Consider the following 17,351-nt stretch of genomic DNA (forward strand, 5'->3'; position numbering starts at 1 on the left):
CGAAGTTTTTACACCGCGCGAAAAAAAAGGCGCGTTTTCCCCTGGGGCGGGCCGACCCGGGCACGCTACGTGCTGACGCACCCGCCCGCCTGTGCGGAGCATTGGCCGTACCCGCGGGCTTGCCCGCCTGTATGAGGATCAGATGTTCACCAAACAAGATACCGTGCGCAATCCCTGGGCCGACACTCGCGCAAGGCTGGAGGATGAGCGCGTCCTGCTGCAACGTATCGCCGACGGCAGGCCGTTGGCCGATGTCATGGCCTACCTGTTGCGCGCGGTGGAGCAGCAGTCCGGCGTCGCGCTGTGCACCTCCGTCATGCTGCTCGATGAAGAGCAGGGGCGACTGCGCCACCTGGTGGCGCCCAGCCTGCCTGACGAGTTCATGACATCCATCGACGACGTTCCCATCGGGCCCGACATTGCATCATGGGGCGCGGCGGCCTACCTGGGCACGCCGGTTTATGTCGGCGACATACAGCAGCATCCCAATTGGGAGCGCTGGCGCGAACCGGCAAGGCGGCATGGCCTGAAGGCGTGCTGGGCCACCCCCATCAAGGGCACCGATGGCAAGCTGCTGGGCGTTTTTTCTAACTATTACCGGGCGGAGCACATGCCCGCCCCGCAAGACGTCGATGCGATGGCCGTCGTGGCGCGCACGGCGGCGCTGGCGATCGAGCGCTTTCGCACCGAACAGGCGCTGCGCGAGAGCAACGAGCGCTGGCGCGGCATGTTCCAGCGGATGCAGGAAGGGTTTTTTCTTTGCGAAGCCATGCGCACCCACAACGGGCAGGTGACGGACTTCCGGTTCCTGGAGGTGAATCCCGCGTTCGAGATGCAGAGCGGCCTGCAGGCGGGCGATACGCTGGGGCATTCACTGCGCGAAATGATCCCCGGCGTGCCCGACATGATCATGGAAACCTTCGCCAATGTGGTGGACACCGGAGTTTCGGCCCAATTCGAACTGGAAGCGCCTCATCAGGGCCGCGACGCCTGGTACGAGGCGCACGTGCACAAAGAAGGCCCCGAACGCATTACGGTTCTGGTGTTGGACATCACCGCGCGCAAAGCCGCCGAGCGAGAACTGTGGGCGGGGCAGCATCGCAAGAATTTCTTGTTGTCGCTGGTGGACCAGATGCGCGAAATCCACCAGCAATCCGACATCGAGCATGTGGCCTGCGAAGCCCTGGGCCGGCATTTGAACCTGAGCGTGGCCGCGATACTGGAATTCGGGCCTGGCGGCGAGCTCGCGCGTACTGCCATGCACTGGATGTCTGACCAGGCGCGTCAGGACGGTGAATTGTTTGACGCCGGGCGCATCGGAGGCGAATGCGCGCAGGCCCACGATAGCGGCCGCACCACGTACCTGTCGCCGCTGCTTACCAACCAGGCCGGTGACGCCAGCCCCGTGGCCATTGCGATTCCGTTGCGGCGCTGGGGATGGCCGTCGGGCATGCTGTATGTGCGGCCGCATCGCGACCACGCCCTTAAAGGCCCCGATATCGCCTTCCTGGAAGAGGTCGCCGAGCGTCTGTGCGATGCGATAGAACGATCGCAATATGCGCGCGTGCTGGAACAGCGTGTGGAGTCGGCCATTGCAGAGCGCGATCGCATCTGGCGCCTGTCTCCGGAATTGCTGGCGGTGGCCAATTCGCGCGGCCGGTTCGTAAGCGTGAACCCCGCCGTGCGCGTCATACTTGGCTGGACCCCGGAGCAATTCCTGGCCATGCCGCTTGAAGAACTGGTGCACAGCGAAGACCTGGCAGGCCTGCGGATGAATCTGCTGCCGCCCGCCGACCCGGGCTCGGTGCAGAAAGCGCGCCATATCGAATGCCGCCTGTTGAACAAGCGCGGGACATACAACTGGATTGCCTGGACGGGCTCCTGGGCGCAGGACAACTTTTATCTTGTCGGGCGCGATGACACCGATTTCAAGCTGCAGGCCGAACAGCTCAGGCAGGCGCAGGCCGCGCTCATGCAGTCGCAGAAGATGGAGGCCGTGGGCCGCCTGACCGGCGGCATTGCGCATGATTTCAACAACATGCTGCAGGGCATCAGCGGCGCGCTGTATCTTATCCAGCGCAAGTTCGAGGCCGGCAAGTACGAGGAAGCCAGCCGCTTCATCACCACGGCGACGGATTCCACCGCACGCGCGGCGCGGCTGACCCAGCGGCTGCTGAGTTTCTCGCGGCGCCAGCCCCTGGATCCCAAGGCGCTGGATCTGGGCGCGACGCTCGTGTCCATGGAGGACCTGTTTCGCCGCTATACCGGCGAGGGCGTCACGCTGGCCTGTCGCGCCGACGCCGGCCTGCATACCGTGAAATGCGACGCCAACCAGCTCGAGAGCGCTTTGCTGAACCTGGTGATCAACGCTTGCGACGCCATGCCGGACGGCGGCACATTGCGGGTGCAGGCGCGCAATACGCAGCTGGACGCAGGTTTCCTGCGGCAGCACCCCGATGTGGCGCCAGGGGACTTCATCGAGGTGCTGGTGCAGGACCAGGGCTGCGGCATGTCGCCCGAGGTGCTGGCGCGGGCATTCGAGCCATTTTTCACCACGAAGCCGCTGGGCGAAGGCACGGGCCTGGGCCTGTCGATGATCTACGGCTTCGCCCGCCAGGCCGGCGGCCTCGTCATCATGGAAAGCGCCGAGGGGCAGGGCACATCGGTGCGCCTGTACCTGCCGCGCTACCGGGGAGAGCCCGTGGGGCAGGCCGGACCGGTGCCTCACGACCCTGCCGATGACCTGGCCGTGCCTGCCGACGCGGTGGTCGTGCTGGTCGAAGATGACCACAATGTGCGCGAAATGGTGCGCGAAAGCCTGTCCAGCCTGCGGGTACAGGTCCTGGCCGCCCATGACGGCGAAGCGGGCGCGCGGCTGCTTGCGCAGACGCCGCGCGTAGACTTGCTGTTGACCGACGTGGGCCTGCCCGGGCTGAACGGCAGGCAGCTGGCCGACATTGCACGCGAATCGCATCCGGGCCTGAATGTACTGTTCATGACAGGCTACGCCGAGAACGTGGTCGATGGCAGCGAATTCCAGGGCGAAGGGCTGGAAGTGATATTGAAGCCTTTCTCGCTGGGGGACATGCTGCGACGCGTCAGGCGCATGTTGGCGCGGCAACACGCGCCGGCGCCCGGGCCGGCGGCCTCCCTATGCAGCCAGCCTGACGCCGACGGGCCGGTTCTGCAATAGCGCCCGGACGTCGAGGCAACCGTGGGCGTCCGGACGCAGGACGTCGTCAGACCAGATATCACGCCAGGCCATGCGCGCCAGGCCCGCGGGCAGGCGCACGCGCGTATCGCTCCAGAAGCCGGCCGCTTGCGCCGGGTTGGCAAGTTTCAAGGCGCACAGCCGGGGCACGACCACTAACACGTGCTGGTCGCCGTGGCTGCGGGCGAACGCCAGCAGGTGCACGGCCTGTGTGCCATGCAGGGACAAGGGCAAGTAGGCGCCATGGTCGAACAGCAACCTGTGCGCCGCGCGCAGCCGCAACAGGGAGTGGATCAGGCCCTGCTTGACCTGTCCGGACTGCCAGGCCGGGGCTGATGCTTGCGAGATATCCATGGCTACCGGCTGGTTTCCCAGGGCTTCGGCTCGCGCCTCATAGTCCACCGGACGCCGGTTGTCGGGGTCGACCAGGCTGAAATCCCAGAATTCGGTGCCCTGGTACAGGTCGGGCATGCCGGGAACCGTCATGCGCAGCGTGGCCTGCGCCAGGCTGTTGAGCATCCCGGGCAGGGCGATGCTGCCGGCAAATGCCGCAATCTGTTCCAGCGGCGCGGCGCCGTTGTCCGCCGGCCGACGCAGTTGGTCAAGATACTGTGAACATGCCTGTTCGTAGGCCTCGTCGGGTTCGGTCCAGCTCGAATGGCGCTTGGCTTCCCGCACGGCTTTGACTTGCCACTCGCGCACCCGCTCGAAAAACGCCTGCACGGCAGGCTCGTCGTCCGGCGTCAGGCCGGGCGGCCAGGCGCCCACCAGGGTCTGAAGCAGCATATAGCGGTCGGCGGCTACCGGCGCGCCATCGGCCGGGCCCAGCCATTGCTGTGCGCGGCGCAGCCATTCCAGCGGCATTTCGGTCAACACGGCAAGGCGCGCGCGCACGTCCTCGCCCCGCTTGTGGTCATGCGTGGCGGTGGCCAGCATCGCCGCGGGAAAGCGCCGCGCGCGGGCCGCGCAGGCACGGTGGAACTCTTCGGCGGACAGCGAGAACTTGTCCGGCGACGCGCCTACTTCGTTGCGGGAAAGCAGGGGGCCGTAACGATAGAAGAGCGTGTCTTCCAGCGCTTTGGCCGCCAGCGGGGGGGTCAGCTGCTGAAACCGCCGCACCGCGTGCGCAGCCGCGCTCGTGGCTGCTTCGCCGCAGAGCCAGTGGACGATCTGCTCGAGCAGGTCTGTGTCGGCGCGCGAGAGCGCGGTGCCGGCCACGTGCCGGGCCCGTGTGGCCGCAGCCTGGCAATAGGCCTGGTCGGCCGCGCTGCGGCCCTCGGGGCCGGCATAGCTGCGGTACACGGGAAATGCGGCCAGCAGGCGTGTCAATACCCGATCGATCGCATCTTCGCTCCAATCGCGCGTGTCCAGGTCCTGTCGGGCCAACTGCTGCAGCGCGCGCACCAGGGCGCGGCGTTCTGCGGCGAAGTGGCGCGACAGCATGCGCAGGCGCGCCGCTTCGAGCTGCTGCCCCACGGGCCGAGGGTCGCCGGCCAGCACCTGCCAGGCCTGGATCAGTACCGAAGCTGCGGCCGGGTCGTGCAGCAGCGCGCCGGCCTGATCCATGAAGTCGTAGCCCGTGGTTCCGTCAATTTCCCAACGCTGGTCCAGCGTTTCGCCTGCACCCAGGATTTTCTCGACGACCAGGTAGGGATCGCTAGGCAGGCCGGCGGCCATGCGCGCCTGGCCATGCGCCAGAAGGGCGGCGCGCAGCCGGGCGCAGTAGCCGATGGGGTCGGCCACGCCGTCTACATGATCGACGCGCACGCCGTCGATCAGCCCTTCGGCATACAGCTGCAAGGTCAGCTCGTGGACAGCGTCGAAGACCTCGGGCAGCTCGACTCGCACGCCGACCAGGCTGGAAACCTCGAAAAAGCGCCGCCAATTGATCTGGTCGGCCGCCGTACGCCACCACGCCAGCCGATAGTGCTGGCGTTCCAGCAACTTGTGCAGCCGCGCCCGGCCGTCGGCGCTGGCGGGGTCATGGCTATCGCGCGGCACGCCGGGGCGGTCCTGCGCAGGTTCGGTGCCCGGCGCCAGCGGCAGCCGTGTGCCCCCGGCCTCGATCAGGCAGGCTTGCCGCGCGTCGTCGTATACCAGGCGGATGTCTCCTGCGCGCAGACTGGCGCCGTACGGCCGGGCCAGTTGCGGAAGCAGCAGCTTGCCATGCAGCGCCGGATCGGCCGGCTGCCAGTCGATGTCGAACCAGTCGGCATAGTCACTGTCGGGCCCGTGAGCCAGGACATCGCGCCACCACGGATTGGCGACATGGGCCGCCATGTGATTGGGCACGATGTCGACGATCAGGCCCATCTGGTGGGCGCGCAGTTCGCGGACCAGGCTGCGCAGCGCCTCCATGCCGCCGATGTCGGGATTGACGCGGCGATGGTCGGCCACGTCGTAGCCATGCGTGGACCCTGGGCACGCCGTGGTGATGGGGGAGACGTAATAGTGGCTCACGCCCAGGCGGGAGTAATAGGGCACCTGGGCGCGTGCGTCGTCCAGGGTAAAGTCGGCGTGCAATTGCAGGCGGACGGTGGCGCGGGGCGTCATGGACGGCTCCGTACTTTCTTGATGGAATCGATGCGGGCCCGCAACCGGGGATCGTCCAGCAGGCCGTTCTTGACGTCGGGCAGGCGCTGCCGCCAGTTGGGGTGCTGGCTGACGGTGCCGGGCAGGTTGGGCTGGTCGGCCAGGCCCGCCAGGTCTTCCAGCGGAGCCAGCATCAGCGCAGCGGGCGTCGCGGCCACCAGGCTCAGCGCGGCCGCAATCGGCGCTTCGTCGGGCGGCGGCCCGGCGGGCGCCAGCCCGGCTTGCCGCAAACCGGCCCACAGCGACGCGCGGCGGCCGCGGATGATGGCCCGCGCGGCAGTGTCGGAAGGGTCGCGGAACAGGCGGCGCCGCCAATCGAGATCACGGCCTTCCCACCATCCCCTTACGGTGGGCAGATCATGGGTGGCGGGCATGGCCAGCGCATCGTCCGGCCAGCGGGACGGCGGCATGAAAGCGGGCTGCGCATGCGCCGGCGCGTCCGGCGGCAGCGGCTCGGTCTGGAACCACAGCACGGTGGTGCCCAGCACGCCATGCTGCGCCAACCGTTCGTTGAACCCCTCGGGGACCGTGCCCAGATTCTCGCCCACGATCAGGGCCTGGTGGCGCCAGGCTTCCAACGCGATCAGGCGCAGCAGGTCTTGCAGGGGGTAGCGCAGGTAGGCGCCCGCCGCGGGCGGCGCGCCCGCGGGCACGACCCACAGTCGCGCAAGGCCCAGGATGTGGTCCACGCGCATGCCCCCCGTGTCCGCCAGCACCGCGCGCAGCAATTCAATGAAGGCGCCGTAACCGTGCGTCTGCAGCGCGCGCGGAGAGAAGGCTGCGAGCCCCCATTCCTGGCCCGATGGGTTGAACAGGTCGGGCGGGGCGCCTATCGACAGGCCCTCGATAATGTCGGCCTGCCGGCTCCATGCGTGGCTGCCGCGCGGGTCGGTGCCGACGGCAAGGTCGGCGATCAGCCCAAGGCGCATGCCGGCGCCGCGCGCCGCGGTCTGCGCATGTGCCAGACTGGCGCGCGCCAACCACTGTGCGAACACATGGAAGCCGACCTCACGCTCGTGGGCGGCGCCAAAGCCGTGGGTGCGCGTGGACCGGGAATTGCGCAGCTCGGCGGGCCATTGCCGCCAGTCGGCGCCGTGCCGCGCGTGCAGCACCTCGAATATTGCATGGCTCTGCAAGGCGTCGCCGCCGGCCTGCCGAAAGCGCGCATAGTCGGCCCGCAGGGCAGGAGAGGCATGTTCGAAACCGTCGTAGAGCCGACGCAGCAGCGCCAGACGCAGGCTGCCTGCCGTTTCCCAGTCCACCAGGGGCAGGCGTTCCAGCGCCGCCGCGCTGCCGCTTGCGTCGACGGCCGCCGCGGCGGCCCGCACCTGCTCCACATCGAATACCGCGCATGGGTCCGCGTACAGCACGTTCAGGAACAAGCGGCTGGAAGGCGAGTACGGGCTGCAGGCGTCGGGTTCGGCGCCGAACATCGCATGCACGGGGCTGATCGCCATGGCGTCGGCGCCGAGTCGGGCGGCTTGCACCACCATTTCGGCGAGCGCTCCGAAATCGCCATACCCGGCCGCGCATGGATGCGTGGAGTCTGCGCGACGCAAACTATATATCTGCGCGGCCATGCCCCAGGCGCGCGGCGCCTCTTGCTGCAGCAGTTCGGCCGGCGTGGGGCAGCGCGCGGGCGCGACCGCCAGCCGATACTGGCGCCCGTCGATCTCCAGGGTGTGATAGCCGGGATGGTCGGGCACAGGCACCTGCAGCCGCCCCTCGCGGTCTTGCGCCACGCCTTCGGCCCGCGTGCCGTTTTCGAAGTGCATGACATAACGGTGCGAGCGGGCGGGGGGCAGATCCAGGGTCTCGCCCGCCATCGCGACGGTGAGCGCGGGCGGCGCGTCGTCGGTGCGACCCAGGGCGTCCATACTCTCGCGCGCCTGCGCCGGCGTGGCGGCGTCCAGATCCATGGCGCCAAGCACGGCTCGCAAGGTGTCTGGCGATACTTTCCGGGGCTCGCCGCGAGCATTCACCCACTCCACGGCGATACCGGCCGCGCCGGCCAGCGCCTCGAGCGGGTCCTGCGGGGTCCAGGCGCTGCTCATGCCGGCTCCTCGAGCAGCCACAGGGCGCACGCCGCGGGAATGCGACCCTGCATCAGGGCATCGCAAGCGCCCGGGCAGCTCTGAAAGAGCAGCACCGCGTTGCCGTCAGGCGGATCCAGTTCTGGCGCGACTGCGTCGGCCTGGCCCAGGTTCGCGTAGAGACACAGCCTGGCGCCGTCGCCCATGCGCCAGTGCGCCGCGACGGCGTGTGGCCCGAGAGGCCGGGCGCCTTCACTGCGGGCTCCCGCCAGGCGAGGGACGATCATGCGCTGGCGCACCGCCAGCAAAGCCTGATAGTAGTCGTACCAGTGCTGTGCATCCGGCTCGTCCGTCCAAGGGTAGCTCGCCGCGTAGGTGCCGGCGTCGTTGGGGTCGGGCAGCGGCTGCGGCGCATCCTGCCCCGCCTGGGCCGCCAGGTCGAATTCGCGCTGGCGACCCTCGCGCACGGCCCGGGCCAGATCCGCGTCGCTGTAATCCGTGAAATACAGGAAGGGGGCCGACGAGCCGCACTCTTCCCCCATGAACAGCAGAGGAATATGCGGCGCGAGCAGTTGCAGGGCCACGGCGGCACGCAGCGCGTCGGGCCGCTCGCCGACCAGGGTGCGCAGGCGCTCGCCGAACGCGCGGTTGCCGGTCTGGTCATGGTTCTGCAGGAACAGCACGAATGCGGTGGGCGGCAGGTCGCCGCTGGGCTCGCCGCGCCTGCGTTGCGCGTCGCGCGCCGTGGCTTCGCCCTGGTAGGCAAAGCCCTCGGCCAGGCAGCGCGCCAGCATGGCTGCGGTATCGCGTGCATAGTCTGCGTAATACCCGTGGGTTTCCCCCGTCAGCAAATGGTGCAGCACATGGTGCGCGTCGTCGTTCCATTGGGCATCGAACCCCTGGCGCAACAGCGTCGCGCGGTTGTCGTCGTTTTCCAGCACCAGGTGGATATGGCGGTTGGTCGGGATATGGCTGCGCACGTAACGGGCCAGGCGGGGCAGCCATTCCGGGTTGGCGATGGCATGCACCGCGTCCAGGCGCAGTCCGTCGAAACGGTATTCCGTCAGCCAGTACAAGGCGTTTTCTTCGAAATAGCGGCACACCTGCGGCCGCCTGAAATCGATCGCGGGACCCCATGGCGTCTGTATATCGTCGCGGAAGAACTCGCGTGCATACTGCGCAAGATAGTTGCCGTCGGGGCCGAAGTGGTTGTAGACGACGTCGAGCATGACGCACATGCCCAGCCCATGCGCGGCATCGATGAGGCGCTTGAGATCGGTGGGCGTGCCGTAGCTGCCATCGGGCGCGAAGGGCAGCACGCCGTCGTATCCCCAGTTGCGCCGGCCGGCAAAATCAGCGATGGGCATCAGTTCCAGCACCGTGACGCCCAGAGCGGCCAGGCGCGGCAGGCGCTGCTGCAGGCCGGCGAATCCTCCGGCCAGCCCGGGATGCGCTTCATAGATCACCGCCTGTTCCCAGGGGCGGCCGGCCCAGTCTGGATGCGCCCACGCGTATCCCCCGGACTCGCTGACGATGCTGTGGTCATGCACATCGCCGGCCTGCTGGCGCGATGCGGGGTCGGGCACGGTGCGGTCCGCGTCAAGGCGATACCGGTAGCGCGCGCCCGGCGCGCACGCGACGTCGGCCTGCACCCACCCCTCGGCATCGGGCCGCAGGGCGATGGGCGCTGAACCTTCGACTTCCAGCGCCAGCGTGGCGGGCGCAGAAGGCGCCCACAGGCGAAAGCGCGTCGTGCCGTCGGCCTGCACGTGTGCGCCGAACTGAGGGTGGGCCCCATCGGCATCGGGCTTGGGGCTGCCGGGCGGCGCGCCGGCCGGATCGGGGATCAGGGCGCCGGTCATGCGGATTCTCGCGGCGCTTTCGCGCCCAGCACGACCACGCTGCGCGCGGCGACTTCCACCGTGTCGCCCTGAAGTGGCTTGGCGGGATGTTGTTGTGCACGGGCGCTGTCCAGTTCCAGCGTCCATCGCAGCGCAGGTGGCGGTAATTGGAAGCGGACCGGCTCGCTGCCGGCATTGACCATCAGCAGGGTGACATCGGCCGCGGCATCGCCATCCGCCGCCGCGCGCCGCATCGCGAGGGTGCGGCGCGCGGCGTCTTCCCATGCCGGGGCATCCATGGGTTGTCCGCCTTCTGTAAACCAGGACAACTGTGGCAGGCCGGGCGCGGCTTCCTGGCTGGCGTCGCCGTAGCGCGAGGTGCGCAGGCTGCTGCGAGCGCGCCGCAATGCCGTCAGGCGCGCAGTGTAGGCCGCGAGTTCGGCTCCGGGCTCCTGCGCGAGATCGTTCCAGTCGAGCCAGCTGATCGCCGTGTCCTGGCAATAGGCGTTGTTGTTGCCGTCCTGGCTATTGCCGAACTCGTCTCCGGCCAGCAGCATGGGTGTGCCGTCGGCCAGCATCACGGTGGCCAGCATCGCCCGCTGCAGACGGGCGCGCACTTGCAGGATCGCCCGGTCGTCGGTGGGGCCTTCGTGACCCCAGTTGGCGCTGAAGTTCTCGGAATGCCCGTCGTTGCCGTTTTCGCCGTTGGCTTCGTTATGGCTGGACTCGTAGCTGACGATATCGCGCAGTGTGAAGCCATCGTGCGACGCGATGTAGTTGATGCTGGCCCAGGGACGCCGGTGCCGCCGGTCGAACAGGTCCCGGGACCCGGCCAGGCGCGCGGCCAGTTCGCCGACCATGCCATCGTCGCCGCGCCAGTATCGTCGCACGCTATCGCGGAATCGGTCGTTCCATTCCGAGAAACCGGGGGGATGCTGGCCCAGCTGGTAGCCATCCGGGCCGATGTCCCAAGGCTCGGATATCAGCTTCAGGCGTGACAGCTGCGGGTCTTGCAGGATCGCGTCAAAGAAGCCGGAGCCGGGATCAAAGCCGGTGCCTTCGCGTCCGAGCGTGACGCCCAGGTCGAACCGGAAGCCGTCGACCTGGTATGCCGAGGCCCAGTAACGCAGCGAGTCCATCACCATCTGCAGCACCCGCGGATGCGATATGTTCAGCGTATTGCCGCAGCCTGTGTCGTTGACGTAGTAGCGCTCCTGGCCCGGTATCAACCGATAGTAGCTGGCGTTGTCCAGCCCGCGCCACGACAGGGTGGGCCCCAGTTCGCTGCCTTCGCACGTGTGGTTATAGACCACATCCAGTATCACTTCTATGCCGGCGGCATGCAGCCGGCGTATGGCCTGCTTGAGCTCATTGGGGCCGCCTTGCGGCACATACGACGGTTCGGGCGCGAAAAACGACAGGGTGCTGTAGCCCCAGTAGTTGCGCAGGCCGCGCTCGACCAGGAAGCGGTCCTGCAGGAACGCATGTATGGGCAGCAGCTCTACGGCGGTCACGCCCAGTTTGTGCAGGTGTTCCACGAAGCGCGGATCGGCCAATGCTGTGGCCGTGCCGCGCAGCGGCGCGCGCAGGTCATCGCGTTGCATGGACGCGCCGCGCAGGTGCACTTCATACAGTACGGTGTCGTTCCACGACGTGCCCGGCGGGGCGCTGCGTCCCCAGTCGAAATAGTCGTCGGTTACCACTGCCTTCGGCATGGCGGCGGCGCTGTCGCGCCTGTCGATGCTCAGGTCGGCCTTGGCGTGCTGCATGCGATAGCCGAACAGCGCATCCGACCAGCGCAATGGACCGACCAGGCGCCGCGCGTACGGGTCCAGCAGCAGTTTGTTCGGATTGAAACGGTGGCCGTTCTGCGGGTCGTAGGGCCCGTGCGCGCGATACCCGTACACCAGGCCCGGCTGGGCGTCGGGCAGATAGCCATGCCAGACTTCGTCGGTACATTCGGGCAGGGGCAGGCGGCACAATTCCTTGCGGCCGTGTTCATCAAAGATGCAGAGTTCGATGCGCGTGGCGTTGGCCGAGAAAACCGCGAAGTTGATGCCCAGCCCGTCGCTGGTTGCGCCCAGCGGGTAGGGAGAGCCCGCGCTCAGCCGGTACGGGGTATTGTTGGCCATGATCATCCTTCATGTCTGAGCAGCAGTGTCGACAGCGGCGGCAGGGTCAGCGTGATGGACTGCTCCTGGCCGTGCGCGGGCGCTTCCTGCGTATCGACCAGCATCGGGCCGTCCAGGCCGGTGCCGCCATAGGCCGCGTCGTCGGTATTCAGGCGCGCGCGCCAGCGGCCGGGCCTGGGTACGCCGATGCGGTATTCGTGCCTGGCCACCGGCGTGAAGTTGCACACGGCCAGTACGTGATGCTGGCCGTCCGTGCGCACAAAAGCCAATACGCTATTGGTTTCGTCATCGCCCACCATCCAGGCAAAGCCCGCGGGGTCGGCATCGCGCTTGTGCAGTTCGGGCAATTCGCTGTACAGCCGGTTCAGGTCCGCCACCAGCCGCTGTATGCCGCGGCGCGCGGGGTCATCGAGCAGGCCCCAGTCGATGGGCGCATCATGGTTCCATTCCGCTTCCTGGGCGATCTCGCCGCCCATGAACAGCAGTTTTTTGCCGGGGTGCGCCCACATATAGCCGTAATACATGCGCAGGTTGGCCAACCTGTCGGCGTGCCCGCCCGGCATCTTGCCCAGCAGCGAGCCCTTGCCGTGCACCACTTCATCGTGCGACAGGGGCAGGATGTAGCGCTCGGAATAGGCATACATCATGCCGAACGTGACGTCGTGGTGGTGAAAGCGCCGGTGCACGGGGTCATGGCGCATATACCGCAGGGTGTCGTGCATCCAGCCCATGTTCCATTTGTAGTCGAACCCCAGGCCGCCATCGGCCACGGGCGCGGTGACGCCGGGCCAGGCCGTGGATTCTTCGGCAATGGTGATGGCGCCCGGGCATTCGCAAGCCACCACCGTGTTCAGCTCGCGCAGAAAGTCCACCGACTCCAGGTTTTCCCGGCCGCCATAGCGGTTGGGAATCCACTCGCCGGGCCCGCGGCTGTAGTCGCGATACAGCATGGACGCCACCGCGTCGACGCGCAGTCCGTCGATATGGAACTCGCGCAGCCAGTGCAGCGCGCTTGCGATCATGAAAGCCTTTACTTCGTTGCGCCCAAGGTTGTAGACCATCGTGTTCCAATCGGGATGGAATCCTTCCCGGGGGTCGGCGTACTCATATAGCGCGGTGCCGTCGAAGTGCGCCAATCCGTGCAGGTCATTGGGAAAGTGCGCGGGCACCCAGTCCAGGATCACGCCCAGCCCCGCGGCGTGGCACTGGTCGACAAAACGTGCGAAATCGGCGGGCGTGCCATAGCGCGCGCTGGGCGCGAACATGCCCAGCGGCTGGTATCCCCACGAGCCGCCGAACGGATGCTCCATGACCGGCATCAGCTCGATATGGGTAAAGCCTAGCGCACGCGCATAGGCGGGCAACCGGTCGGCCAGGCGGTCCCATAGCGGCCCGGGCCCGGTGTCTGCCAGCCACGAACCCACATGCAGTTCGTAGACCGACAGGGGCGCGTCCGGCCGCTGCCGGGCTGCGCGGCTGTCCATCCATGCGGAATCGTTCCAGTGGTAGCCCGTCTCGTCCGGTACCAGCGACGCCGTGGCCGGCGGCGCCTCGGCCTGGCGCGCCATGGGGTCGGCCCGCAGCGTGGTGACGCCGTCGGCGCCCCAGATCTGGAACTTGTAGCGGCTTTGCGGCGCCACGGCCGGCACAAAAATCTCCCAGACGCCGGCGGTATGACGCAGCCGCATTCCGTGGCGCAGCCCGTTCCAGCCGTTGAAGTCGCCGACCAGCGCGACTCGCCGGGCGTTGGGCGCCCATACGGCGAAGCGTACCCCGCGCACGCCGTCGACTTCGCAGTGCCTTGGGCCCAGGCACTGGCCTGCGTACAGCCATGAGCCCTGGGCGAGCATGCCCAGATGCTCGTCGTCCAGCAATGGGCCGAACGCGTAGGGATCTTCCAGTTCTTCGACGCCGCCCGGCCATTGCACGCGCAGCTTGTAGTGCGGCCGCACGCCGTCCCGGCAATGCCGCGTGATATCTGCGATGTAAAGCCCGTCGCCGGCGGCGGGCAAGGCCAATGCGGAGCCGTCGTCGAATACCGCCTCCACGCTCAGCGAGCCGGGTAGCAAGGCCCGCAGCACCGTCCGGCCATCGATGTCGTGCGGTCCCAGGACGCCGAACGCATCCGGATATTCGCCTGCCAGCAAGGCTTCCTGTACGCTGGGAGCCAGGCGGGGTAGGGCGGTCTGCGCCGTCTCGATCATGAACGATGCTCCTCGTTGTCGATGGCGTGGGCCATCAGTTCGGCCCGGGCCAGCTCGGCCAGGCTGCATAAAGGGATGGCGACCCAGTCGGGCCGGTAGCGCGCCTCGTAGCACACTTCGTAGGCGGCCTTTTCTATCAGCGTCGCCTGCAGCAGCGCGTGCTCGCGGTCGGCGGGCAATTGCAGCGCGGGCGCACACGCCGCGCGGTAGCTCTGCAGGAACGCCTGCGCGGCTCGAGAACGGAACCTGGCCAGCAGCTGGCCTCGGCGGTCCTGTTCGGTCTCGCCGGGCGCGCCCGCGCCGCCGTCGCCGGCCACGGTTCCGGGCAACTCCGCGCGGCTGGCCGTCGCCGCGGCATAGTCAAAGGATCTCAACATGCCCGCCACGTCTTTCAACGGGCAGGTCCGGGCGCGGCGTTCGGACAGCGCGCGTGCCGGCTCGCCTTCGAAGTCGATCAGATAGGCGTCGGTCTGTGCCAGGAGCACTTGCCCCAGGTGAAAATCACCGTGGATGCGCAGCTGCGGCGCGCCGATCTGGGCCTGCGCCAAGGCGGCCAGATGACCGGCGAGCCGGTCGCGATGCTCGCGCAGCCAGATGACGCAAGCATGTGTGGTGGGATCCAGTTGCGATTCGATCTGCCCCAGCAGCTCGAGCGCCTGATCCAGCATGGCTGCGATAGCCTGCGCATGCAAGGCGGCGTCCTCGGCAGTGGCCGGGCGCGGGTCGAAGGCCGGATCGTCGACGGGTTCCGCCAGTACATTGTGCAGTTCGGCAAGGCGCCGCCCTATTGTTCCGGCGACGGTGCTGTAGCCGGCCAGCATTTCGTCGAATTCGTCGACGCTGGCGTTGCGCGGCAGCGCATCGTCGAGCGCGCGTTTGAGATAGTCGTTCGTCCAGGTCCATGCGTCGCCTTCGTGCACCAGGTAGGCATGCATTACCGCAAGGGTGCGCATGGTTCCGTCGGCATCGCGCCGAGCGACTTCTCCGAGCAGGGCGGGCGTGTTGGCATAGCCCGCCTGCGTCAACCGCCGCGACATCTCGACCTCGGGCGAGATACCGGGTTCGATGCGGCGCACGATCTTGAGCACGGCGTGGTCGCCGACGGTGATCGATGTGTTGCTCTGTTCGCCTCCGTGCCAGCGCAGCGGCACGTCGGGAGGCAGGTCCAGGCTGCGCAGGCCGGGCTCGGGCAGGAAACACAGCTCCGCCTCGCCGGTGTCTGGTGCCGATGGCTCCGCGCCAGCCCGTAGCCCGGCCAGCAGCGCGCGCACGTATCCCTCCTGGCGCGAGGCGTCCGCCAGCGTACCCAGGTCCGCCCCGCGCCTTGTGCGCGCCAGAACGTAATCGTGCGGGTCCGCCGCACGCCAGCTGAGCGAAAGCGGCACATGCAGGCGCGGGCGCTCGGAGCCCGTGCCGGTCTCCACCTCGCATATCAGGTATTCGGCGTCGCCGCCGTCCAGGTGGGCGATGGCCACGAGTTTCGCGGTGCCGGCGCGGTGTTCCGACGGAAACCAGCGCTGTCGGGCCAGGTAGGCGGGCAGCACGTCGTGCTCTAGGGCGCGACGCGACGAGTCCGTCAGCGCAAAGCTGCTGCGGCCCCGCAGCACCAGCGTGTGCAGGTCCGACATCTGTTCGGGCTGCTGCGCATGCCACGCCGGCGGCGCATGCTCGGCGCTCAGGTCGAACCAATAAAAGCCATAGGGCGGCAGGGTCAGGAGATACGGCAGGGTGCCGATATCGGGGAAGGGGCTGTCGCCCAACATTTCCACCGGCACTTTGCCCGCGAACTCCGCAAGATCGAGTTCGACCGGCTGGGCGGCGTTGGACAGGTTGGCCACGCACAGGATGGTGCAGTCGGCGTCCTGGCGCAGATAGGCCAGGATCTTGCGATTGCCGGGGTACAGAAAGCGCAGCGTGCCGCGGCCGAACACGCGCGACTGGCGGCGCTTGGCCACCATGCGCCGGGTCCAGTTCAGCAGCGAATGCGGGTCCCGCTGCTGTGCCTCGACGTTGACGGCTTCGTACCCGTACAGCGGCCCCATCAGCACCGGCAGCGGCAGGCGCTCGGGGTCTGCGCGCGAGAAACCGCCATTGCGATCGGGCGACCACTGCATGGGGGTGCGCACCCCGTCCCGGTCCCCCAGGTGGATGTTGTCGCCCATGCCGAGTTCATCGCCGTAATACAGCACCGGCGTGCCCGGCATCGACAGCAACAGGCTGTTCATCAGTTCGATGCGCCGGCGATCGCGCTCCAGCAGCGGCGCAAGGCGCCGGCGGATGCCCAGGTTGATGCGGGCGCGCTGGTCCGCAGCGTACACGTTCCACAGGTAATCGCGCTCTTCGCTGGTTACCATTTCCAGCGTCAGCTCGTCGTGGTTGCGCAGAAAGATCGCCCACTGGCAGGTCTCGGGAATCTCCGGTGTCTGGCGGATGATGTCGGTGATGGGAAAGCGGTCCTCCTGGGCGATGGCCATGTACATGCGCGGCATCAGCGGAAAATGGAACGACATGTGGCATTCGTCGCCGTTGCCGAAATATTCCTGCGCATCTTCGGGCCACTGGTTGGCCTCGGCGAGCAGCATGCGGCCCGGATACTCCGCATCGATCACGGCGCGTATGCGGCGCAATATCGCGTGCGTCTCGGGCAGGTTTTCATTGTTCGTTCCCTCCCGTTCCACCAGGTAGGGCACCGCGTCCAGCCGTAGCCCGTCCACGCCCATGTCCAGCCAATAGCGCAGCACGGCCAGTATCTCTTTCAAGACTTGCGGGTTGTCGTAGTTCAGGTCCGGTTGGTGCGAATAAAAGCGATGCCAGTAATAGGCGCCCGCCACGGGATCGCGCGTCCAGTTCGATTTTTCGGTGTCGCAGAAAATGATGCGCGTGCCGGCGTGGGCCTGGTCGTCGTCGGACCATACGTAATAGTTGCGCGCGGCGCTGCCGGGACGGGCACGGCGGGCGCGCTGGAACCACGGGTGCTGGTCGGACGTATGGTTCACGACCAGTTCGGTGATCACCCGCAGTCCGCGGGCATGTGCCGCGCGGATGAACCGGCGTGCATCCGCGATGGTGCCGTAGTCCGGATGTACGCCCCGGTAGTCGGCGATGTCGTAGCCATCGTCGCGGCGCGGCGAAGGATAAAAGGGCAGGAGCCAGATAGTGTCCACGCCCAGGCTGGCAATGTAATCCAGCTTGGAGATCAGGCCTTCGAAGTCGCCTATGCCGTCGTTGTTTGCGTCGAAGAACGAACGGATGTGCAGCTGGTAGATGACCGCGTCCTTGTACCAGAGCGGGTTGTCGCCGGGCGAGGGCAGTGCGGTAGTTGCGGTTGGCATAATGAC

The 17,351-nt window shown here is 67.5% G+C and carries 7 protein-coding genes; 1 reads left to right on the top strand and 6 read right to left on the bottom strand.

The window, feature by feature from the left end; genetic code table 11:
• Nucleotides 1-142: 142 nt before the first annotated feature.
• On the top strand, nucleotides 143-3,193 hold the full coding sequence (locus CAL18_RS06645; protein ID WP_081745622.1) for a GAF domain-containing protein: 3,051 nt from the start codon (nucleotides 143-145) through the stop codon (nucleotides 3,191-3,193).
• Here CAL18_RS06645 and treY read toward each other — a convergent pair.
• Genes treY through treS form a run of 6 tightly spaced genes read right to left on the bottom strand, consistent with a single transcriptional unit; the run spans nucleotide 3,152 to nucleotide 17,345 of the window.
• The gene (gene treY / locus CAL18_RS06650) at nucleotides 3,152-5,764 is read right to left on the bottom strand and encodes a malto-oligosyltrehalose synthase (RefSeq protein WP_026638499.1); all 2,613 of its coding nucleotides are present in this window, start codon (nucleotides 5,762-5,764) and stop codon (nucleotides 3,152-3,154) included. The genes CAL18_RS06645 and treY overlap by 42 nt on opposite strands.
• Entirely contained in the window at nucleotides 5,761-7,857 is a 2,097-nt protein-coding gene (gene malQ / locus CAL18_RS06655; protein WP_094817561.1) for a 4-alpha-glucanotransferase, read from the bottom strand. The genes treY and malQ overlap by 4 nt, the downstream gene beginning before the upstream one ends.
• Entirely contained in the window at nucleotides 7,854-9,698 is a 1,845-nt protein-coding gene (gene treZ, locus CAL18_RS06660; RefSeq protein WP_094817562.1) for a malto-oligosyltrehalose trehalohydrolase, read from the bottom strand. The genes malQ and treZ overlap by 4 nt, the downstream gene beginning before the upstream one ends.
• On the bottom strand, nucleotides 9,695-11,809 hold the full coding sequence (gene glgX, locus CAL18_RS06665) for a glycogen debranching protein GlgX (protein ID WP_094817576.1): 2,115 nt from the start codon (nucleotides 11,807-11,809) through the stop codon (nucleotides 9,695-9,697). Before glgX ends, treZ begins: the two co-directional genes overlap by 4 nt.
• A 2-nt stretch (nucleotides 11,810-11,811) precedes the next feature.
• On the bottom strand, nucleotides 11,812-14,013 hold the full coding sequence (gene glgB / locus CAL18_RS06670) for a 1,4-alpha-glucan branching protein GlgB (protein WP_094817563.1): 2,202 nt from the start codon (nucleotides 14,011-14,013) through the stop codon (nucleotides 11,812-11,814).
• On the bottom strand, nucleotides 14,010-17,345 hold the full coding sequence (treS, locus tag CAL18_RS06675; protein ID WP_094817564.1) for a maltose alpha-D-glucosyltransferase: 3,336 nt from the start codon (nucleotides 17,343-17,345) through the stop codon (nucleotides 14,010-14,012). The genes glgB and treS overlap by 4 nt, the downstream gene beginning before the upstream one ends.
• Nucleotides 17,346-17,351: the final 6 nt, after the last annotated feature.

Origin of the sequence: Bordetella genomosp. 7, from assembly GCF_002261415.1 — a bacterium.
Classification (GTDB): Bacteria; Pseudomonadota; Gammaproteobacteria; order Burkholderiales; family Burkholderiaceae_B; genus Bordetella_A.

Coding starts and splice junctions, on each gene's coding strand:
- CAL18_RS06645 (WP_081745622.1), top strand. CDS start 143: ATGTTCACCAAACAAGATACCGTGCGCAATCCCTGGGCCGACACTCGC.
- treY (WP_026638499.1), bottom strand. CDS start 5,764: ATGACGCCCCGCGCCACCGTCCGCCTGCAATTGCACGCCGACTTTACC.
- malQ (WP_094817561.1), bottom strand. CDS start 7,857: ATGAGCAGCGCCTGGACCCCGCAGGACCCGCTCGAGGCGCTGGCCGGC.
- treZ (WP_094817562.1), bottom strand. CDS start 9,698: ATGACCGGCGCCCTGATCCCCGATCCGGCCGGCGCGCCGCCCGGCAGC.
- glgX (WP_094817576.1), bottom strand. CDS start 11,809: ATGGCCAACAATACCCCGTACCGGCTGAGCGCGGGCTCTCCCTACCCG.
- glgB (WP_094817563.1), bottom strand. CDS start 14,013: ATGATCGAGACGGCGCAGACCGCCCTACCCCGCCTGGCTCCCAGCGTA.
- treS (WP_094817564.1), bottom strand. CDS start 17,345: ATGCCAACCGCAACTACCGCACTGCCCTCGCCCGGCGACAACCCGCTC.